Source organism: Deinococcus proteolyticus MRP, assembly GCF_000190555.1.
Classification (GTDB): Bacteria; Deinococcota; Deinococci; order Deinococcales; family Deinococcaceae; genus Deinococcus; species Deinococcus proteolyticus.
In genome coordinates this window covers 132,625-151,632 of the sequence record NC_015162.1, presented here as the reverse complement: position 1 = coordinate 151,632, position 19,008 = coordinate 132,625, and the positions used below count along the sequence as shown (strand labels likewise).

Annotated in this window: 20 protein-coding genes; 2 read left to right on the top strand and 18 right to left on the bottom strand. The window is 60.8% G+C overall.

The window, feature by feature from the left end; genetic code table 11:
- Nucleotides 1-19: 19 nt before the first annotated feature.
- From DEIPR_RS12475 to DEIPR_RS12445, 7 genes are all read right to left on the bottom strand, one after another.
- A complete protein-coding gene (locus tag DEIPR_RS12475; protein WP_013615940.1) occupies nt 20-622 on the bottom strand; it encodes a hypothetical protein in 603 nt (200 codons plus the stop codon).
- A 32-nt stretch (nt 623-654) separates the two neighbouring features.
- Entirely contained in the window at nt 655-1,635 is a 981-nt protein-coding gene (locus DEIPR_RS12470; protein ID WP_041223076.1) for a hypothetical protein, read from the bottom strand.
- Nucleotides 1,636-1,953: 318 nt separating this feature from the next.
- The gene (locus DEIPR_RS12465; protein ID WP_013615938.1) at nt 1,954-2,388 is read right to left on the bottom strand and encodes a hypothetical protein; all 435 of its coding nucleotides are present in this window, start codon (nt 2,386-2,388) and stop codon (nt 1,954-1,956) included.
- A 15-nt stretch (nt 2,389-2,403) separates the two neighbouring features.
- Nucleotides 2,404-2,880 (bottom strand): GNAT family N-acetyltransferase, encoded by a 477-nt coding sequence (locus DEIPR_RS12460; protein WP_013615937.1) that lies wholly within the window; start codon nt 2,878-2,880, stop codon nt 2,404-2,406.
- The gene (locus DEIPR_RS12455; protein ID WP_013615936.1) at nt 2,877-3,080 is read right to left on the bottom strand and encodes a hypothetical protein; all 204 of its coding nucleotides are present in this window, start codon (nt 3,078-3,080) and stop codon (nt 2,877-2,879) included. Before DEIPR_RS12455 ends, DEIPR_RS12460 begins: the two co-directional genes overlap by 4 nt.
- A gap of 140 nt (nt 3,081-3,220) precedes the next feature.
- Nucleotides 3,221-3,562, bottom strand: a complete 342-nt coding sequence (locus DEIPR_RS12450) for a hypothetical protein (protein ID WP_013615935.1) — start codon at nt 3,560-3,562, stop codon at nt 3,221-3,223.
- Nucleotides 3,563-3,652: 90 nt separating this feature from the next.
- Nucleotides 3,653-4,408: a CAP domain-containing protein gene (locus DEIPR_RS12445; protein ID WP_013615934.1), complete on the bottom strand. Its 756-nt coding sequence runs from the start codon at nt 4,406-4,408 to the stop codon at nt 3,653-3,655.
- Nucleotides 4,409-4,470: 62 nt separating this feature from the next.
- On the opposite strand from DEIPR_RS12445, the gene DEIPR_RS12440 reads away from it, so the two are divergent.
- Nucleotides 4,471-5,160 (top strand): single stranded DNA-binding domain-containing protein, encoded by a 690-nt coding sequence (locus DEIPR_RS12440; RefSeq protein ID WP_013615933.1) that lies wholly within the window; start codon nt 4,471-4,473, stop codon nt 5,158-5,160.
- 12 nt (nt 5,161-5,172) lie between these two features.
- On the opposite strand, the gene DEIPR_RS12435 is transcribed toward DEIPR_RS12440, so the two are convergent.
- The 9 genes from DEIPR_RS12435 to DEIPR_RS14035 all read right to left on the bottom strand — a co-directional run bounded on the left by DEIPR_RS12435 (nt 5,173) and on the right by DEIPR_RS14035 (nt 15,841).
- The gene (locus tag DEIPR_RS12435; protein ID WP_013615932.1) at nt 5,173-7,767 is read right to left on the bottom strand and encodes a hypothetical protein; all 2,595 of its coding nucleotides are present in this window, start codon (nt 7,765-7,767) and stop codon (nt 5,173-5,175) included.
- A gap of 82 nt (nt 7,768-7,849) precedes the next feature.
- Nucleotides 7,850-9,568, bottom strand: coding sequence for a hypothetical protein (locus tag DEIPR_RS12430; protein WP_013615931.1), 1,719 nt, complete (start codon nt 9,566-9,568; stop codon nt 7,850-7,852).
- A 4-nt stretch (nt 9,569-9,572) separates the two neighbouring features.
- Nucleotides 9,573-9,968 carry a prepilin-type N-terminal cleavage/methylation domain-containing protein gene (locus tag DEIPR_RS14260; RefSeq protein WP_013615930.1) on the bottom strand — a complete coding sequence of 132 codons (396 nt, stop codon included), beginning with the start codon at nt 9,966-9,968 and terminating at the stop codon, nt 9,573-9,575.
- A complete protein-coding gene (locus DEIPR_RS12420) occupies nt 9,965-10,372 on the bottom strand; it encodes a type II secretion system protein (protein ID WP_013615929.1) in 408 nt (135 codons plus the stop codon). The genes DEIPR_RS14260 and DEIPR_RS12420 overlap by 4 nt, the downstream gene beginning before the upstream one ends.
- Nucleotides 10,369-10,782: a type II secretion system protein gene (locus tag DEIPR_RS12415; RefSeq protein ID WP_013615928.1), complete on the bottom strand. Its 414-nt coding sequence runs from the start codon at nt 10,780-10,782 to the stop codon at nt 10,369-10,371. The genes DEIPR_RS12420 and DEIPR_RS12415 overlap by 4 nt, the downstream gene beginning before the upstream one ends.
- Nucleotides 10,783-10,794: 12 nt before the next feature.
- A complete protein-coding gene (locus DEIPR_RS12410) occupies nt 10,795-12,006 on the bottom strand; it encodes a type II secretion system F family protein (RefSeq protein WP_041223075.1) in 1,212 nt (403 codons plus the stop codon).
- A 47-nt stretch (nt 12,007-12,053) separates the two neighbouring features.
- A complete protein-coding gene (locus tag DEIPR_RS12405) occupies nt 12,054-13,130 on the bottom strand; it encodes a hypothetical protein (protein ID WP_013615926.1) in 1,077 nt (358 codons plus the stop codon).
- A complete protein-coding gene (locus DEIPR_RS12400) occupies nt 13,130-15,484 on the bottom strand; it encodes a secretin N-terminal domain-containing protein (RefSeq protein WP_013615925.1) in 2,355 nt (784 codons plus the stop codon). Before DEIPR_RS12400 ends, DEIPR_RS12405 begins: the two co-directional genes overlap by 1 nt.
- Nucleotides 15,485-15,568: 84 nt before the next feature.
- The gene (locus DEIPR_RS14035) at nt 15,569-15,841 is read right to left on the bottom strand and encodes a hypothetical protein (protein WP_148231997.1); all 273 of its coding nucleotides are present in this window, start codon (nt 15,839-15,841) and stop codon (nt 15,569-15,571) included.
- Nucleotides 15,842-16,331: 490 nt separating this feature from the next.
- Here DEIPR_RS14035 and DEIPR_RS14030 point away from each other — a divergent pair, with 490 nt between their 5' ends.
- Nucleotides 16,332-16,553 carry a hypothetical protein gene (locus tag DEIPR_RS14030; RefSeq protein ID WP_148231996.1) on the top strand — a complete coding sequence of 74 codons (222 nt, stop codon included), beginning with the start codon at nt 16,332-16,334 and terminating at the stop codon, nt 16,551-16,553.
- Between the two features lie 277 nt (nt 16,554-16,830).
- Here the strand turns inward: DEIPR_RS14030 and pilO are convergent, their stop codons facing one another.
- Nucleotides 16,831-17,424, bottom strand: coding sequence for a type 4a pilus biogenesis protein PilO (gene pilO, locus DEIPR_RS12390; protein ID WP_013615923.1), 594 nt, complete (start codon nt 17,422-17,424; stop codon nt 16,831-16,833).
- Nucleotides 17,421-18,953, bottom strand: coding sequence for a hypothetical protein (locus DEIPR_RS12385; RefSeq protein ID WP_013615922.1), 1,533 nt, complete (start codon nt 18,951-18,953; stop codon nt 17,421-17,423). Before DEIPR_RS12385 ends, pilO begins: the two co-directional genes overlap by 4 nt.
- Between the last annotated feature and the right edge of the window lie 55 nt (nt 18,954-19,008).

Below are 19,008 nucleotides of genomic sequence, written 5' to 3'. Positions count from 1 at the left end.
GGGTGGAATGCTCATGCTTCTACCGTGCCTGCTGGTCTGGTTGGTTCTCAAGCGTGGCCGCTGCCGCTTCCATTCTCTGCCAGGTCCAGAGCAGCTCCCGTCCTAGCGCGTCGTCCGCTCGCCGCAGGACCAGGCCGTTCGGCTGCATGGCTGGCTGGGCGGCCTGGATACGGGTCAGCACCTCCTGGTCGCTCAGTTCCGGGTGCAGGAAAGCCAGCAGGGCCGCCGCACACGCCGTCGAGCGGGATACTCCGGCCATGCAGTGCACATGGACGCGCAGAGGCCCGCCATCCTGTTTCTTCTTCAGTTGCTCGGCTTCTTTCAGCAGCCTGGCCAGCTGCAGCTCCGTCATGTGGAACGGCGAAAGGGGGTCATCGCTGAACTCCAGCCGAAGTGTGCGCTCGGTGGTGACGCCCTTCAGCCAGCCCGGCGGTACCCCGCCGGGCTCTCCGATAGACACCAGCAGGTGCAGGTGCGGGTTCTCGCCAGGGGAAAGAATTTCTTCCGGGTACGCGGTCAGCCAGCTGCCGACGGTGATGCGGGGCAGGGGCGCAGGGTCGGGGTCCGGGGCAGCCGTGACAGCGCGTTTGCGCCTGAACAGGGCACTGAAAGAGATGGTCATGCCCTTACAGTGACTGCGGGTCTGGTTGGTTCTCAACTGGGCGCTGTGATATTGCCCGGCAACCAGGGGGCGGGCGCGGGGCTGAGGTAATCCTCCAGGTCTGGATACCTTAGCAGCCACAGCGTCAGGCCAGCAGGATTAAGGTGGTCGATGTTGTCCGTGGCGAGGGACAGTTGCCCGGAAGCCAGTTCGCTGGCCCGTCTGATCTCCATAGGGCTGTATCTCCGCGCCAGTGCTCCAAGCAGCTCCTGGGGGAGGCCCAGCGCCCCGAGCAGTTTCATGGACTCGGCCTTGTCATGTCGCGGGGTGTCCTGTTCCGTTTCCGGGAAGCGGGCCAGCAGCCCTTCCTCGCTCAGCTCGTACTGGCTGAGTCCCCCAACCGCCTGCAGGGTGTCCAGGCCAGGGCGCAGCAGATTCAGGACGATACTTGTTTTCTCGTAGTGTCGCCGCATCCGCGCACTCCACAGCAGGTCGTCTGCACTCAGCCGTACCTGGGCTTCTCCCGGTTCCCGCCAGCTTTCCAGCAGCCGGTAGAGCATCTCGGCGCTTTCGCTGCTTTCGGTGTTCTGATTTTTCAGGGTGCTGAGTACGTCCTGCCGGAAACCCAGTACCGTATCCAGGGTGCCGGGCAAGGTCAGGAGTGTACTCAGGTCGACCTCGTGGAGACTCTGGCTCCAGGGATGGTCGGGGTCAGGGGCTGTGGCGGTCAGTGTGCAAAAGCCGGTGATCAGGCTGAAGATGGTGTGCGTGCTGCGGTGGACATCTTCATTTGCTTCGCGCCAGCGCACGGCGTGGGAACACTGAATCATCAGTTTCTTCAGTTCAGCGATGGTCTGATGTTCCAGGTCTTTGGTGTGCGGTGTCAGGGGTGTGATGTTCGGCACCCCGCACAAGTACAGCACCAGTGCCGAAGACAGGATGACTTCGCCCCGTTTTGCCGGGTTCGGGTGCAGTTGGGAAGCGGCGTACCCGGTCAGGAGGGCGTCCAGCAGCCGGGCGCTGCGGACGTCCAATACTTCGTGCCCGTCGTTGCTTAAAGAGATCTTCTCGGTGGGCCTGCAGGCTTTCCAGCTCCCCAATCCCTTGATCAGGAGGGGAAACGCAGGAATCAAGCCGAGCCGGTAGAGTCGGAAGACGTCTGGGTTGCGGGTTCCAGGCGTTTGCGCTTCAAGCTGGGCTGCGGTGGGTGTAGGGCAGCCAAAAAGTCCGTCTTCCACGGAAAAGTTTGGGGGAATAACAGGCACTTTCCAGGGTGGTTGCCAGCGGGATTTCCGTTGTTTGTCCATGTCCTTACTTTGCCTGCATATCCGGTTGGTTCTCAAGGGCAGGCCTCAGCCCATCAGCACCCGGATATCTTCTTCCGAGACCTGGACGGTGGGTGTGTAGCGGAACTTGTAGTCGTCTGCTGAGTCCCCGCCGTATGGCACCAGATACCGGCATTCAGCCACATACGCTCGCCTATTCTGCTGGTCGAGGTACAGCGTGTGCTTGAGGTCATCTTGCGGCCATTGCCTCAGCACTGTCCGGAAGGCGGGAATCCCTCTTTCCGTTTCTTCTGTTTGCCAGCCTGCTTCCCGGACGATCCGGTCTTTGATGGCGATGCTGGCCTGCATCAGTTGGATGAGTTTCTCGTCGCCGAGCGGCTGTGGGCTGGACTGTTGGGGGCTGCCCTGCATCAGCTGCAAAAGTTCTTTGTCGCTGGGGTTCTTGTCGCTGAGTTGTGTGTTGGTGGGTTGATTGGGGCTGGGTTGCTGGTTGTCGTGCATAAGGTGCCTTTCTGTTCAACCGTGCAGATCGAACCACATGGGCCAACTGCCGTCCGGCCAGGGACGCTGTGCGGCCGTGAAGCCAAACGCCTGATAGAACGCCACGCTCTCCCCAGTCGCTTCCAGCGAGACGGTGCGCAGGCCGATGTTGACTGAGGTGGCTTCAGCTTGTCTCAGAGCGTGGCGCAGTAAGGTCCGTCCATATCCCCGTCCTTGTGCCGATTTGCGTACGCTCAGCACTTCGATGTGCAGCGTGGAGACCCGCTCCCGCCCGCCCAGCTTGGCAATGACCTCTGTAGGAGCCTGCAGGACGCTGGCTTCCAGGCTGATGACCGCCTGGAGCTGGTCGCCTTCGTACAGACCGTGCAGACGGACCAGGTTCTTCTGCGCTTGCTCCACTTCCGCGAGCAGCTTGCGGTCTATGCGGGGGTCGCCACACTGAAAATCCCCCCAGGACTCGCTCTGGGGGGTGATGATTCGAATCTCGGTCATATCCGGAAGGACATCCCTGGCTTGAGGAGCACGGGTTCGCCCCTGGCTTCTCTGGCTTCCCTGTCGGCTCTGATTTCTTTCAGCGTCGCCAGTCTGCGGGCCTCGGTTTCCGGGTCACGCTTGCTGGGGTCCAGGATTTTCTCCATGTCCTCAGCCGTGATAAAGCCCTTGGGCAGCGGTTCAATGCTTGGTTTGGTCATCAGGACCTCCTTGAGACAGTGTAGCATCCCCATTCTGTTCATAACATGGTTTTTCCGGCTTTATCCCCGGAGATAGAGGTGCTCTCCCGGTAGGCGTTCTGCCTGAAGCAGAACGCGGGAGCCATAGCGCCACTCCCTGATTACTTCGCGTTGCCGTGGGGATCGAGGTACGGTTCCCAGTAGTGCTGTCCGTGGACGCCGTGACGTTCGAAGTCCTTCTCCTCGGTGGACCGGGTATCCGGGTGGCCGCGCCGGTGTGAGTTTCCGCCCCCAAGAAGGAAGGCGAAGGGGAGGCTGATGATGGTGAGGACCGTCATCCCGATGTTTCCAGCTCGCTCCCGCTTTTCTTCCGGTGTGAGTGGCTTTTTCGGCGGGTTCGGATTCTTCATCACCAGGGCGGAGAGCGGCCAGAAGTTGTTGTACAGAAAGCGTTTGATGGCCAGGGCTTCGGGAGTATCGGGGACAGGTGGAGGTGTGGGCATGGCAGGGGTTCCTTTGGGAGAGGTAAGCAGCCCCCACGCGGGCGGGCAGGCGGGCGTGGGGGCTGCTGGGGGGAAGGAGGGCTGGAGGCCTCAGCGGCCGAAGTTGACGGTCCAGTTGTTGTCATAAACCGTGGGCTTGGTGGGCGTGGCACTCTCGTACGGAGCATTGACGTAGCCGACTCCGACGGAAGCGATGTTGTTCTGTGCGAGGATCTGGCAGTGGGGGAGAGAGTTGACAAAGCCGGTAACGGTTTGAGCGGCGAAGAGATTGGAGTTGCCACTACCATAGGCCACCATTTCCCCTCCAGCATTGGGAAATGCTCCGTCAGCCAGTTCCTGATAGGCACGGGTGACGCGGTCAGCATAGCTGGCTCCATAGAAGTTCGGGTGGGCAGTGTTCAGCTCGTTATGCCCTTCAAACCCCCACGTTCCCAGATACGTGCTGTGCTTCCGGCTGGCATAGGCCATCACCCCGTTGTACGTCAGCGGTTTCAGGGTGCCCGGCTGCACTCCGGCCAGGCAAGTTCCGGCGCGCACGTCCACACCGTTCACGGTGCCCTTTGTGCGGACCTCGTTCAGCAGGGTCATGAACTCCACTTCCTGTGCGTTGGGCGAGACGTACACCGTGCCGAGCTTGGTGCCGTCTCCCGTGCCGACGGCGGCGCCAGCGGCAGGAATGAAGGGCGCAGTGGGCTGGGGTTGAGGCTGGGGACCAGGATCAGGGGTGGTCACTGGGGGCACCGGGGCAGGCAGGGGCGCAGGACTCGGATTCGGAGCGGGTGGACCTCCCAGGAAACCACAGGAGGCCAGCAGCAAGGCAGGCAGGGTCAGAAGGATTTTTCGCATAAGTCATTTACTCACTTTTCTTTGGAGACTGCAAGCCTCAGAAGGCTTCAGAATAGAGGTGGATGAAAGAGCTGATCGGAACGCAGGCAGAGGTGGTTGCCGCTGTGCATCAGGCACCACGGTTGCTGGAAGACGGCACCCGGAGTGCGTTCGTGCTGGCGGGCGAGTTCAGCCGGACGCTTGCGTCCGGTGAGGAAGTGCGCGAGGTTTTTTTTCAGCCTTGCATGGCCACTGGCCGTCTGGCGGCCCGGCTCGGCACCCTGCCCAAAGGTACTGGGCTGTGCGCTGCAGGTGAGCTGGTATACGATCACTCGGCTTACGGCGGTCAGTTTGCCCTGCATGTGCAGGACGCGGTAAGACTGCCTGATCACGTTCACCGCCTGGCGGCGGACCGCAGGGACGGAATGCGTCTTTTGGAGGGACAGCTGCGTACCCGCCTGCGGGGCGTGATCACCCACACACCTCAGCAGCGCCAGCTGCTGGAGGGACCAACTGTGACAAATACGCGTCTGGGGCTCACCATCAAACAAGCGGAGCCTGGACGGGAGCGCCCACCCAGTGACCGCTACGCGTTTCTAGAGCTGGCGGCTTACGGGGACCTGGGCGAGAACCTGTTGACCTGCCAGGAAGGGGAACTGGTGACCGTGTGGGGCTTGCTGCAGCACCGACGGACGGCAGATGGGGAAAGCTGGTTTCAGCGCGTAGAAATGACCGCCCTGGAGCGGCTGCATCCAGGGCGGGCGATGGTATAGAGAAAGTCGGGGTCAGTTACTTGTCAGATTGAGAATAAAGTTGGTGTCTGGCCAGAATGAATCACAGTTGCGGTTTTCATCGCCTTTTTTATCGCACCTATAGTAATCGGCCAGGTCGGTTGGCTGAGAAGAGATCAGGAAGGCCAGCGGGCGTCCCTTGTTGACGGCGTCCATAAGCGTGTCACTGCCAAGACGTATGGTTGTTGGTTTGAATGCGGGTAATGCTATGCCACCCACGATCTTCTCGCCTTCCATCAGGTTGTAAAACGGCCGAGTATTCGGGACGATGATCTGTTTGAGTTCCCCGCCTATCTGCAGGGCTGCTGCCGGTCCGTAGTAGGTCAGGCTGATGGACTGGGTTACGGTTTTATCGAAGCCGATGTAGCCGAGTGCACCTATGCTTTGGGACGATGCGTAAGAAGTGCATTGGCCTATGGTGCCCCCGATGACCGAGATCTCCTCACAGCCTGAGCCACCATCGTTGATCTGCTGCATCGTTCCTTTCAGCTGAACGGCACTTCCCGCGAAACTTCCTGCAGAGGTTGTTGTTTGAAAGCCTGGGAGGTTGGCAAGACTCACTGCCGGGTAATCCAGATCCCAGTTGGGGACGCTTACGTCATGTACTTCAGTGGTTCTGTTGTACTGAGAGGACTTCGTATGGAACTGGTTGATGCTGATGGTTCCCGTACCGCCCTTCGGATCTAGACAGCTCGCATCCACTCTGGGATCGCAGGGTACTGGCTGATATCCTCTATACTCCACCACCACCCCAGCCGTCTTGTTGCTGGTGATGGCCACGTTGGCCGGTGTCACGGTCGGTGTCTTCCCGTTCACTGGCTCGGCGCTGACCGTGTAGCTGCCAGGTTTCAGGTTGATGCTGAAGGTGCCTTCTCCTAGCGACTGCGAGACGTTTTGTGGCCCGGCCACGCTGACTTTGCCCTGCTCCCCGGCGCTCAGGCCCTTGACGGTCACCTGCATGGTGCCGTTGCTGGCGTACGACAGCATGGTGAGGCTCGTTTGCCTGGGGACGATGGTGAGGGTCGGTGCGCTGATGCTCAGGGTCCGTCCTGAGATCTCGCTCCCGCTGATCGTGTAGGTGCCCGGGTTAAGGGGAATGTTGGCGCTGTCGAATCCGGTGCCGTTGCCGGTGATGGTGTGCTGCCGGGTCCCGGCGCTGCTTGTGAGGCTCACGGTGGTTTTTTCTCCGCTGTACAGCCCCCTGACTTGCACGGTGGCACTGCCCTGTGCGGCGGCGTAAGCCACACTCACGGGACTGTTCTGCCCGGGCCGGACCGCAAGCGTCCCCGGTGTGACCACCGCGTCAAGGGTTCCGCTGCCAGCCGCCGTGACCGTGTACTCGCCGGGCAGCAGTTCGATAGGGTACTCTCCATTTTTCAGGTTGATCAGGAAGGCACCGCCAGGCTGGTCTATGACCGGGATGCCGGCAATGGACTTCGGCAGGGTCTTGTTTTCGCGGCCCTGGACCCGCACCTGTCCGGTCTGCCCCGCAGGCAGGCCGCTGACGGTAATGGTCATGATGCCGCGGCGCTCGACATAGTTCACGTTGACGGTGCCGGCGCGCCCTTTGCCGATGTTGGCCGGGCTGCCGGTAATCACTGGGTCGTACGGGTTGCCGCCGATGGTGATGGTGTTGGCCGAGACGTTGTACAGGCCGGGTTTCAGCTTCTCGAACACCTGGGTGCCGAAGCGGCTGAGGCTCTGGTCCTGTGGCCCGCTGGCGGCCACGCTGGGACTCACGCCGGGGTTGCTGGGATTGGGGTTGCCTTCCAGCGCCACGTTGATCTGCAGGTTGCCCAGGTTGTTCTCGGGGCGGCTGCTCATGCCCTCACCGCAGCTCCATTCCTTCCACGCGGCAGGATTGATGATGGCGGGTGCGAGGGTGTTGGCTTTGCGGTCCCCTTCATTGCCCAGACCGATGGAGAGCTGCTTGATTTCGCGCTCGACAGGCTGGAGGTCTGCCGTAAACGGCGCGCCTTCGCCAGGCTGGAAGGTCACGCGGCCGACCCCGGTACTGGCCAGCTCCCAGCCGCCGCCGCTGTCACGGTAGAGGCTGTTCGGCTGTCCACCGCCTCCGGTGGCCTGGGTAGAGGCAATGTTCAGGGGCGCGAACGTATGGGCCGTCAGGGTGCCGGGCAGCGTGAGTGGGCACTCGAAGGTGGTGGTGTATTTTCCGCTGGACGCTTCGGTTTTTTCCACTTTGGTGATCAGGTAGTCACCAGTGGTGTTGGTCAGCAGGACGTCCTTACCGGCGTAGGGACCAAAGACATCGGTGTCGAGTTGGATTTGCGTTTCCTTGCCGTTGCCCAGATGCCCAGGCAGCTGCGTGGGCTGGAGCGCGCTGAGTCTCAGGAAGTCGAGCCGCTGCGTGCTGGCCTGGCGCAGGATCACCTTGCCGCCCGCGATGTCGTCGACCAGTTGGTCGGTGGTGCGGGAAAGCTGGATGTTTTCGGCCGCCGTCAGGGTGTCGTCACGGCTCGCCTGCATGGCCGGGGTGACGATGGCTGCCACGCCTCCTACCAAGGCGGCGGTGGCCCCGAGGGCCAGCAGGACCTCAATCAGGGTGTAACCGTGCATGTGCTGTTTCATGCGTATTCCTCCTGCATCCATTGTGTGCGCCGGTCTGGTTGGTCAAAATACAATTTTGTGGTTTTGCTGCGTTCCGTAGCGGCTACTCCTGCAGCTCAGGCCCTGTTCCCACCATGCGGAACACGGGCTTTATGCTGAAAACGCTGACAGCGTAAGGGTGACGCAACATACGCGGGTCCTCAGTGAACTGCAAATTGGTCAGGTCAATGGTTTTCGCGGCCATACTGCCCACCAGCAACACGTCATCAAGGCGGGTGTCGGCCACCCGGATGGTTCCGCCGGCGGCGAGGTGGGCATTGACCGTCATGCGCGTCTCACCTTGATTGATGGGCCGGCTGCTGTCTCCGATGTAAATATTACCACCCGCCGTCAGGTAAAGGGCACTCAGTTTGTCCGTGGTTTGGCAGTTCGCAGGAATGATGTTGCCACCGGCGTCCTGCGTGGGGTAGGAGTCGCAGATCGGCTCGGCGGCGATCAGGCTGCTGCCGATGGTGATGTTGCCTGGTGTGTAGATCAGCGGATGGTTGATGTAAGCGCCAGCATTGGGGCGCAGCGCCTTGACGGTGAGATTGCGGTCCGAGAAAAGGATGTTGCCGAAGGTGGACAGAAACGCTTGATTGCCACTCGCCCCTCCTATTTCAGGTGGGGTGTAGTATCCGCCGTTTTCCGGGGGACGCGGGACTTTTAAGAGTTTGCTGCCGTACTGATTGTTCATAAAGGGATTATTGGCATATTGCTTTGTATTGTATACAAAATTGTAGTCTGCATATTGCGTCATTTGGTAGTTGGTCGTTCCATTCAGACTCTGTGTCAGGACATAGCAATCCACCGGATTGCACAGATACAGGTAGTCTTTTCCATTGGCGTGGTCAAGGAAAATGGTATCCACATCATCCGGGATTTTGGCACTGCTGCCGCGCCTGAGTGCCGCAGTTTCGATTTGGTTTCGCCGGTTGGCCGTCATGCTGATGGCAGGCTGAGCTGGTGAGTTGATGTTGAGCTGTGATACTCCCAGGCCGCCGCTGAATTTGGGGCAGTTGGCTGCCGCCTGGTCGCAGGGGTACAGCGGGTTGGGCGCAAAGCGGGTGACCGGAATGTTCTGAGTGCCGATTCTGACGCTGTCTGAAGCGGTGATCAGGCCATCAGCAAAATTGATCTGGCTGTTTGCCGGGATGACCGGAGTGTCCCGGACATAGACCTGACCGTCGAGCACGCGTGGGCTGTCAGGAATGGTCAGCGACTCGGCCATGATGGAGAAATCGGTGTTGCCCGTGCGTCCGAAGTTGATGGCAGTGGTCCGAACCATGCGCATGTCCATGCTGATGGTCTGTTTGCGTCCTTCACTGGTCTGGGCCGTGTACTGCAGGCGCACCGGAATCTCTTCGGTGTTTGCCTGGGTGTAGGCGACGGTGCTTCCGTCGATATTCAGCTGTGTGGCGACGGTTCCGGGTCTGGTGTTGTTGACCACCGTGCTCTGCGGCGCGGGGTTGGCCTCTGAGCAGCTGCCTTCCGTGGCGATGAAGATGCGCAGGCCACTGTCGCAGCGCAGAGCGGGAATCGTGATCAGGCGGGTGCTGTGCGAGTAGTCCGCCTGGGTTTGTAGGGTTCTGATGGCCTGCTTGAACTGTTCGGTGCCGATCAGCTGGGCGTCCAACATGACCTGGGCACGCGCGGTACGCTCATCGGCGTTCTGCACGTTCGAGCGTGTGGTGGCCAGGTAGACCGAGATGAGGGCAAGCATCCCCAGACCGATGATCAGGGTGAAGATCAGCGCATTGCCAGCGAGACGTGTGTTGTGCATGGTTTTACCTCGGGATGCGCATGGTGAATTCGACTTGCCGTGGGTCTTCAGGGTGGTCCTTGATCCAGACTTTGACGATCATGAAAGCGCCACCGGCATTTTTGACCGAGTAGCTCAGGTTGTTCAGCAGTTCCTGCTGCTCCGGGGGCAGTTCCGAGCGAATGCTGGCGAAGTCTGACCCTGCGTCGCCACTGGCTTCGAACCCCTGGGCGGCCAGCTGGGTGCTGTAGCGGAAACCGGCCGCTTCGGCCACGGCGGCCTGGGTGATCTGCAAGTTGGCGTTGGCATTGGCCGCGCTCATCTGAAGTTGAGAACGCAGTACGGTGAGCAGAATCATGGCGACCAGGAACGTGGCCACCAGCACTTCAATCAAGGTGAAGCCGCGCTGGTGCCGTTTCACTGAACCACCTGGATTTTTCCGTAGATGCCTTCGGAAGCCACGTGCAGGGTGTAATCCGCGTCTTTGACGTGTTTTATGCCAATATTCACGGCACTGGTGGGCTGTCCGGTGCGGCTGAAACAGACCTGGGACAGGTCCGTCTCGATCTCCTTTGGAATCTTGAGGGCTGCCTGCGTGGCTGGCGTCGTCACGGCGGTCTGGCCACTTTTTTGCACGCACACTTCGCTCTGGCGTCCGTCTGCGCCGGCGGCGGCCGCGTTCAGATAGGCGCTCAGGGCTTCAGCGAATTGTCCGGGCAGCCGCGACTGGGTGTCCGTTTTCGGCCATGCCAGGGAGAGGCCCAGGGCGATCAGGCCCAGCACCACCAGAATCTCGATCAGCGTGAAGCCCTGGGTGCGTCTCACGGGCTATCTCCGTTGATAAAGGTCTTGGTCCCGGAGGTGGTGCCGGTGGTGACCTGCACGCTGCGGCCGCTGCCGCCGATGCGGCAGGTCACGAACTCGGGCGGTGCTTTCCAGCCGATATCGCCGCTCTGGTAGGTGCGGTCGGGGGAGCTGGGCAGGGGAGTGGTGATACGTGCCGCTTTGGTGCAGTCCTCCCAGCCTCCACTGCTCAGGGCACTGACGTCCCGGACCGGGTTCTGGCTCAGGTACTGCTGCACGGCCAGCGCGACGGCGGCCCCATGCTGCTGCGCTGCGCTGTCCATGCCGCGCTGACGTGCCCCGCTGTAATTCGTCAGGCCGATACCGATCAGGATGCCGAGCAGGGCCATCACGATCAGGAGTTCAGTTAGGGTAAATCCGTCTCGGTTCATAGGGGTGCCTCTTTATTTGCTCAACTCACCGATCATGGCGCTCATCGGGGCCATAACGGCCATCATGATCACGCCCACAACCAGGGCCAGCCCGACAGTCAGGATAGGATTGATGCGCTGCGCGAGGTTGCGGGCTTCGCTCTCTACCTGACTTTCGTAGAAGTCGGCAATACGGTCGATCATCGGGGCCAGCTGTGCAGATTCTTCCCCGGTCTCGACCATGCCGGTGATGGTGGCTGGAAATTCGCTTGGGTACCGTTCCAGCACCTCAAATAGCTTCCCGCCGTGTTCAATGTGGCGTTTGCCTTCCAGCATGATGTCTGCCAGAACCGCGTTCCCGGCGGCGCGTGCGGAAAGTTCAATAGCCTGCGTGTTGGACATGCCGTTTTCCAGCATGGTGGCCAGGGTGCGGCTGATGCGTGACAGCGCAGAGAGCAGCATGATGTTGCCCACCACCGGAAGCCGCAGGATGAAATCGTCCAGCTTGGCCCGGTTTTCAGGTGCCTTTTGCCAGTGCGTCAGATACAGGGGCGCGGCTGCAATCAGGGCCAGCAAAACCAGTGCCCAGGGCGACATCAGCAGTTCGGTTGCCTTGATCAAAATGCGGGTATAGATAGGAAGCTCGATCTTCATGGAGCTGAAAATGTCCGTGAACTGGGGGATAACCATAATCATCAGCAAAATGACGATGGCAATGGCAATCACTACGGTGATTCCAGGCTGAACCAGTGCGCTTCTCACTTCCTGTTCAACGCGCAGATTGCGCTCGTACATGACACTGAGGCCCTTCATTGTCTTTTCAACCGTATTGGTGCGAATGGCCGTTTCCAGCTGTGCAATAAACGCTTCGCTGAAGATGTTCGGGTATTTGTGCATCGCTTTGGTGACTTCCGTACCCAGCTCAACTTCTTTGCGTAGGTTGTCTAATGCTTCTTTAAGCTGTGGATTGGACGTTGTTTTTTGAAGTTTCTCCAGCAGTTTTCTTTGCGAGATGCCCGCACCATCCATCAGTGCCCATTGGGTGCAGAGCATGGCCATATCCATCTTGTTCGGCCCTTTTTCCAGCAAGTTGATGTTTGTGTTCAGTGCGAGGCCTTGTTGAAGCTCAAGGACGCGGTATCCTCGGCCATTGAGTTCTTGCAGGGCTTCCTCGCGGCTTTTGCTCTGCAAATTGCCCTTAATCACGCTGTTGTCTTGACTGATCGCTTCGTAAGTGAATTGCATGGTCCTCCAGTCCAGAGCCCAGAGCATGTGCCCTGGGCTTCAGGAGATCAGTAGCTGTAGCTCAGTTGGTAGTTCTCGCCGGTCACCTGATTTTGCATGGTCCAGGTCAGGTTGATAGGCGCGTTGGTGGCGCGGGCCAGGGTAATGGTGCCCATCTCGCCCTGCCCGCTGGGAATCACGCCTGGGGCAAGGCTGCCGTTGCGGCGGTCCAGGCTGGCCCGCAGTCCGGTACCTTCTTGCTTGAGCGATAGCTTGACCGGGTTAAGCACATAGGTGTCCTGTGCCCGGTTGATGATCGAGTAAGCCAGCTTGACCTGTCCATTTTCCTCGCTGGCCAGGACGTACCCGTCCACTCCTGCAGGTAGGCCCTGAAAGTTGACCCGGCGCGGCGTGCGGCTGCTTTGGCGGACCTCAGTGATCAGAGGTGCTGTAACTGCTGGTTGAAGACTTACGGTGGAGGCAGGCGCTTTGGTGGGTTCTTGAGTGTTCACTCTGCTTGCAGTTGAGCCTGTGCGGTTGCGAATGCGTTCCAAAGCACTTTGACCTTCTGCGCTGTAAGGCAGTGAACCGAGTTGCGCCACCGTGCTTTGACGCGCTGGAACCGCGCTGGCCTGCGGTGCAGGACGGACGATGACTGGAACCGTTTGGGCTCCGGTCAAGGCAGCCTGGGGCTGGAGAACGGGTTCCAATGCCAGCTGGAGCGGCGCGGTTGATACCGGTGCTTGGGCCGGCGGTGTGTTCCGCCCAGTAGCCAGCTCGTTGGGTGTGGTGCTGGGCATCGTCAGACTGGTCTCCTTGAAGGCCAGTGGGCTGTTGGCCATCAGCATAATGGTCATGCCGTCGCTTTTAAGCAGGTACTGCGTATCGTTCATGCGTACCGCGCCATAGGGGAGCGGGTCGATGACGATGCTTTGCTGCGAAGCGTAAGGCTGGCCAGGCTGAGCAAAGGGCAGTGGGCGGTCTGAATACACCAGCACGTTGATGCCGTTCACATTCGGCACCATGTACTGGTTATGCGACAGCTGCACTGAACCATAGGGGAGGGGGTTGACTGAGACGCGCACTTCGGCGTGAGCAGCAGGGAGCAGGCCCAGGGCCAGGGTCAAGGGGAGGAGGCGGGTCATCACAGGCGTTCTCCTTTGGGCAGGGTATTGGATTTGGGAGCAGGGCTGGGGCTGGGAGCCACAGGGTCTTCAGGAAGGATTTCTACGCGTTGTACGCCGGTGGGGCTGACTGCTGGAGCGGCAGCAGGGCTAGACGCGGCCGCAGCGGGAAGTGGTGCAGCGGGAAGTGGCGCAGGGGGGCTGGGCGGCAGGTTGGGTTCTCCAGCCACCTTGACCGGCAGCGCCTGTGGAGCAGGCTCGGCCTGGACAGTTTGCCGTGCGGTGGTGACAGCAGCCTTCGCCTCTTCGGCTTCCAGTACGAACAGCAGCGCGTCGTCGTTCCGGTCGGTGCTTTGCTGGCCGAACAAGGGGCCAATGACCGGCAAGTCCCGCAGGCCGGGGATGCCAGAGCTGGAGTTGCTGACCGAACTGGTGACCACACCGCCCAGCACCACGGTTTCGCCGGGGCGAATTTGTACGGTGGTCTTCAGGGCTTGACGGGTCTGCTGGATCGAGTCCAGGACGCCGCGGACCGGCGGGTTGCCCAGCGTCGTGTCCAGTACCAGCACCACGGTGCCGTCAGGAGCGATGCGCGGACGCATGGTGATGTCCAGGCCGTAGGAATACGTCTGCGCCGGTGTTTGAACGGTATTGTCGCCGACAGTGCTGCTCTGGGGTCGGAAGACGAGCTCACCACCGTTTTGGAATTTGGTTTCCTGACCGCTCAGGGCCGTGAATTGCGAGTCGATCAGTGTGCGTCCATTGCCGTTACTTAGCGTGGCATTCAGTTTGGCCTCGATGCTGGCTGGGGTCAGGCTGGGTGTGTAGCCCAGGCTGAGGCTGCCATTTTGCTGTCCGAAGGTGACGCCTCCGAGCCCCAGTTTCCAGTCCAGTCCCAGCGCTTTGGCGTCGGACTGCTTGACTTGCAGCACCTTGAGGTTCACCCGGACCGCCTGGACCGGCACGTCGATGGTCTGGACGGCCGTGACCATCTCTTCCACCACGCCGCGGGGGCCCACGATCAGCAGGCTGTTGGTGCGGTCATCGGCCAGAATCGTCAGGTTGGGGATGCTGCTCGCCGGTACCGCGGCGGCACCTGCTGCAACCGGGGTCAGGTTGATCTGGGTTTGGGGTGCACTGGAAGTGGTCGAAACGGTTTGCAGCGCTGCATTCTGGGTTGAAGCGCTTTCCGGGCTGCTCTGGGCATTGCCGTTCGCCAGAGCCTGAAGTGGGATGCTCAGGTTCTTCAGGTCGCCGGCCAGGCTCGTGGCGTCCGAGTAGCCGAGTTTGATCGAGCGGCTGATGATGTCATCCCGGGTGTTCTTGCTGACCTCCTGAGCCCCCTGCAGCTGGCGGATGGTCTCGCTGACCGTCACCTGCTGCGTTTCGGTGGCGCGGACCATCACCATGTTGCGCCCTTCTACAGCCGAAATGCGGGCGGTGGGGTAGGCACGGCTCAGCGTGGTGGCCAGCTGCTCCGCCGAATAGGTGGTGGGGTAGTAGACCGTGACCAGCGCAGAGCTGCGGCTGCGGGCTTCTTCCAGGGCTTGCTGCACTTCCTTTTGGATGTCCTCGTTCGCCCGCACCACGATCAGGTTCTGCGTGGGCAGCGCGGTGAAATCCAGTCCAGGGAACAGGGCCTTGAGCAGCTCCGTTTCCGAGGTCACGTTGGGACTCTCGATGGTGACACGCTTGACGTTTGCCGTGCCGGCCTGGGCCGGTGCGCTGCCGGCACTGGCGCTGTCCAGACGGGTCAGCAGATCTTTGGCGTCTTGCACCTGTTTCGTGCTGCCTGAGACGATCAGTGTGCCAGGGGCGTAAGGAATCACTTTGGCGCTCAGCAGGTTCCCCAGGCGCGACAGTTGTTCGCTGGTGGCAGGTGAGGAGATGACTTCAGTGGTCTGTGCCGAGCCAGTCATGCCCTGTACGCGTGCGATGGCGTCAGGGGGACCCACGATCAGCAGCTTGTCCACCTGCGCGGCGGTGATGCCCGGCGCATAGAGGTTCAGAAGTGTCTCGATGGTTTTTCCGGCCGGCATCGGCCCCAGGCCTGTGCGCAGCTGGTAGTCCGGTACGTTCTGGGTCAGGACGTTCAGGCCGGTCGTCTTGCCGATTAGGGTCAGTGCTTCGCTGAGGCTGAGGCCCTGGAGCGGTACGGTCAGCGTCACCTCTTTACGCAGTTCTGGGGTGTCGGGCAAGTTGATGCTCGTGAACATGGCAGGGGCCAGGGTGGCCCCCTGCGGCAGACCGTACGCCTCGTCGGGGCGCAGGGGTGCGCTTGTCTGGACTGGCGTGAACTGGATTTGGGGCGTCTGGCTCTGGGCGGAAGCGGCGCTGCACAGCAGCAGGGTGGGCAAAAGCAGTTTCAATTTCATTGGCGTAGATTTCCTTTCCTGGCTTATGGTGACTGCTGATCTGGTTGGTTGACCAGTCTTTGCGGCAGGTGTGGGAACTGGCCTTCAGCTGCCAAGCTTCAGGGTGGTACTGTCTTGACCGACCGTGATTTTGACGGTCTGCTTGTCCTGTACGGTGACTGTGGCCTTCGTGCCGGGAATCGTCGCTCCTGACTCCACATAGACGGGGCCGTACCGACTTTCGAGCATCAGTGCCTTGCTGTCTTCGTCCTGGGCCTGAGCCGCCAGTGAGAGGCCGTGTTCGGCGACGAACGCCTCAGCTTGATTGGCCGGTGCTGGCGCTTTTTCAGGTCCAGCTGCGCTGCTTTCAGAAGCCACAGCTTGACCCGGCACAGCTTGACCTGGGACCTCTGGAGCCTCTGTCGGAAGCAGGACGGCGGTGATTGGAGGCTGGGTGCTCTGCGGGATGGGGGTCGCCTGCGGTGGGGTGGTCTGTTTCGGTGCCTTCTCCACTGTGCGGGAAGGGCTGGCTTCAACGCGGGGAGAGGGCAACACACTCACAGGCGCGCCTGGAAGTTCAGGAAATTCGCCAGAGTCAGGAAGAGAGGTCCAGGTGACGGCTGGCGGAGTGGGCAGAGCGTCTACGCTGCTCCGGTTGGCTGGCGTGCTGGACTGGGCCGCAGCGGGCCTGCTGCTGGAGGCCTCCGCCTGACTTACTTCTGGAACCCTGACAGCAGGCAGGCTGGAAAACACAGCGGGGTCCTCGCTGAACGTGGCTGAAGGCGCACTGGCATTGGGTGCAGCGCTTGAGGTCGGTACGCGAGGTGTACTTCCGGTGCCTGCACCAGGCGTCAGAGGAGAGGCTGCCGTGCTGGTCTCCGTCTCTTTTTCAGCCAAGAACGGATCGCGCACCCGCTTTGTGTTCGGGTTGGCGGCGATACCTGAACTGGTGGCCGTCTGCGAGGTGGTGGCTGCACTGGCGCTGGCCTGGAAGCTCGGCTGCGTTTGGGACGCGCTGGCAATTTCTGGAGCCGGTAGCACAGTCTCTGTTTCAGTGGTGTTGGTCGTCTGCACTGTGTTGGTTGTTTGAACTGCACTGGTCGTCTGAACTGTGCCTGCTTCTTCGGTGGCCGGTGCATTGAACATCAGATACCCGCCGGCCAATGCCGCTGCGCTGCCCATCAGCATGAAAGGCAAAGCCTTTTTCAGTGCCGGATTCATTTGCGTGGCCGTCGGACGCTGCGGAGCCTGCTCAAGGTGCTCTCCAGCTGGGTGGTCCGGGATGGGTGTGGCCGTAGACCCACTGTCTTCTATGGCTTCTTTGGGCGTCTCGGGTTGGCGCTTTTTTAGGTCTGGCAGCTTCAGTTTCATGGATTCGCCTCTTCGGTCGGGGATGTGGCCGCGCCGGACGCTGCTGACGTGTCAGGATCCGGGCTGGCTGGCGTGCTGGCGACCGGCAGGACCTCCGCGCGGGTATAGCCGGTGACGTTGATCTGGTGATTGGTTCCGGAGTTGGAATTGATATTGGTCACGTTCAACAGGCGTTTCTGGTCGTGCGCCCAATCAAGAAAGGTGTACAGGTCGGGGAAACTGCCGGTGGTGGTCAGGCCCAGCTGAACTTCATTGAACCCGGGGATGGGACTGGGTTGTGTGGTGCGCGTAATTTCAGAAATGGCGATGCGGTTCTGGTCGGCAGCTTGCTGTAGCGTCTGGATGAGAATGCCGATTTCCTCATGGGCAGGGAAGCTCTTCTCCAGTTCGCTGAGTGCCTGCTGCCGCTGGGACAGTTCAGTTTGCAGCTGGGGAATCTCAGCGAGTTTCGTTTCCGCGCTGTCGTGTTCCGTCCTGACGTTCTGCTGCTCGGCCTTCAGTGCTGGCTGCGCGTTCAGCGCGGGTCTGGTCAGGACAAGGTTGAGTGCAATGGCCAGAATCAGGCCAAGAATCAGGTAAAGAGGCTTCATGGTGTCTCCGTACTGGGGGGAGTGACTGGGGTGAAGGTGGGTGCCTCATTGCTGGGTGCGCTGCTGGGCGCAGCTGGAGGCGTACTGCTGGGCGCAGGTGCAGACGCAGTGCTGGGGGTATCGGGCGTGCTGCCGGGGGCCGCGGTGCTGGAGGGAGGGACAGTCTGTGTGACAGCGTTGGCGGTGGGTGCAGCAGTGGCGGCGCTTCCTGGCGGTGCGTCAATCAGTGCGGTGTCCAGGACCCAGCGGTCTTCTTCTTGCCGCAGCGATTTCATGTTCATCTGGTAACTCCGCTCCAGCGCTTCCAGCGCGCGCGTTGCGTCTTCTCGCTGTGCGGCGGCAGCGGTCAGCTGGAAGCTGGGCTGGGGCGGGGGCGGCGGTACTGCCACAGGCAGCCCGTTGGTGTCGGTCGTGCTGATGGGTGAGAGGCCGGCATCTGCATTCAGCGTCTGAAACAGCAGGGTATAGTTCCCGCCATTTTGGGGCAGCTTGGAGAGCAGTTTGTCGTAAGCACGGTTCCAGTCCACCCGGTTGTCGCGGATGGCCTGTGCGGCGATCTGGACCGAATTGATGCCGGTAATCTCGTTTTTCAGGCGCTCATGCTCCTGCAACTGGGGTTGCACCTGCATGAGGTACGTATTCATACGCTCCGTATCCTGCTGGATGGCGTTGTTCTGCAGCTCCACAGCAGCGTAAGGAAGCAGCCCCAGGCCCGCGCCTACGGCGACGGGAAGCCAGTCGGGGACCTTCGGTCCCCCGCGCTTGCGTTTGACTTTGTCCAGCGTGATGACGCTGGAGGCGCCTGCGAACGCAGCTGCAGCCAGCTGACTTTCGGTGACCATCTCACTGCTGATGCCGCTGTTTCCCAGTTCGGTGTGCAGCTGTAGGTGGAATTCAGTATCGCCCACCAAGAGGATGTGATAGTCGTCGTGTTCCTCGTTGGTCAGCACCGGCAACAGGTTGACAAGTTCGCTGAAACTTCTGCCAATGGTTTCGAGCTGACCTTCCGTACTGCCGATCACAGCGGTTTTCAGCAGCAGAAACGTCTTGTTGTAGCTGGCCACCAGAATGTTTTCACGGGGGCCGGCCTGGATCAGGAGGACGGGGCGGGCGGACGGGGCGGCGGTGCGGTATGCGGCCAGCAAACCGTGCTCAAAGCTGATGGGTGTACATTGGCGCCGGTTCAGGGTTGCGCTGAGCCGTTCCAGCTCTGCACCGTTCAGTGTCTGCGCCAGGATGCTGCTCTGGCCCTGATCATCTACGCCGCTGATGCCTGAAGCCCGCAGCGATGCGTCTGCTTGCTGCAAGATGCTGCTGGGATTGGTCTCAAGAACCCGCAACAGGGCGTCAGGGCCGAGTTGAGGGTCCTTGATGTCAGTGATGTTGCTGATCTGTTCGAGGTCAATGACTGCCACGTCACCTTTGGCTGGGCCGGTGACGTGAACGCCCTGAGCGTCGTAAAGGTTGGCCTCACCGTGACTGAGAACCAGGGCGTACTTGGGCTTGGGTGTGCGCTTCGTTTTAGCCATGTGTCTTCTCCACACGTGTATGGTGACTGCTGATCTGGTTGGTTCGGCCGAGTTG

Bases quoted from the DNA above. Each gene is read 5' to 3' on its own strand.
- DEIPR_RS12475 (WP_013615940.1), bottom strand. From the start codon at position 622: ATGACCATCTCTTTCAGTGCCCTGTTCAGGCGCAAACGCGCTGTCACG.
- DEIPR_RS12465 (WP_013615938.1), bottom strand. From the start codon at position 2,388: ATGCACGACAACCAGCAACCCAGCCCCAATCAACCCACCAACACACAA.
- DEIPR_RS12460 (WP_013615937.1), bottom strand. From the start codon at position 2,880: ATGACCGAGATTCGAATCATCACCCCCCAGAGCGAGTCCTGGGGGGAT.
- DEIPR_RS12455 (WP_013615936.1), bottom strand. From the start codon at position 3,080: ATGACCAAACCAAGCATTGAACCGCTGCCCAAGGGCTTTATCACGGCT.
- DEIPR_RS12450 (WP_013615935.1), bottom strand. From the start codon at position 3,562: ATGCCCACACCTCCACCTGTCCCCGATACTCCCGAAGCCCTGGCCATC.
- DEIPR_RS12445 (WP_013615934.1), bottom strand. From the start codon at position 4,408: ATGCGAAAAATCCTTCTGACCCTGCCTGCCTTGCTGCTGGCCTCCTGT.
- DEIPR_RS12440 (WP_013615933.1), top strand. From the start codon at position 4,471: ATGAAAGAGCTGATCGGAACGCAGGCAGAGGTGGTTGCCGCTGTGCAT.
- DEIPR_RS12435 (WP_013615932.1), bottom strand. From the start codon at position 7,767: ATGAAACAGCACATGCACGGTTACACCCTGATTGAGGTCCTGCTGGCC.
- DEIPR_RS12430 (WP_013615931.1), bottom strand. From the start codon at position 9,568: ATGCACAACACACGTCTCGCTGGCAATGCGCTGATCTTCACCCTGATC.
- DEIPR_RS12415 (WP_013615928.1), bottom strand. From the start codon at position 10,782: ATGAACCGAGACGGATTTACCCTAACTGAACTCCTGATCGTGATGGCC.
- DEIPR_RS12410 (WP_041223075.1), bottom strand. From the start codon at position 12,006: ATGCAATTCACTTACGAAGCGATCAGTCAAGACAACAGCGTGATTAAG.
- DEIPR_RS12405 (WP_013615926.1), bottom strand. From the start codon at position 13,130: ATGACCCGCCTCCTCCCCTTGACCCTGGCCCTGGGCCTGCTCCCTGCT.
- DEIPR_RS12400 (WP_013615925.1), bottom strand. From the start codon at position 15,484: ATGAAATTGAAACTGCTTTTGCCCACCCTGCTGCTGTGCAGCGCCGCT.
- pilO (WP_013615923.1), bottom strand. From the start codon at position 17,424: ATGAAGCCTCTTTACCTGATTCTTGGCCTGATTCTGGCCATTGCACTC.
- DEIPR_RS12385 (WP_013615922.1), bottom strand. From the start codon at position 18,953: ATGGCTAAAACGAAGCGCACACCCAAGCCCAAGTACGCCCTGGTTCTC.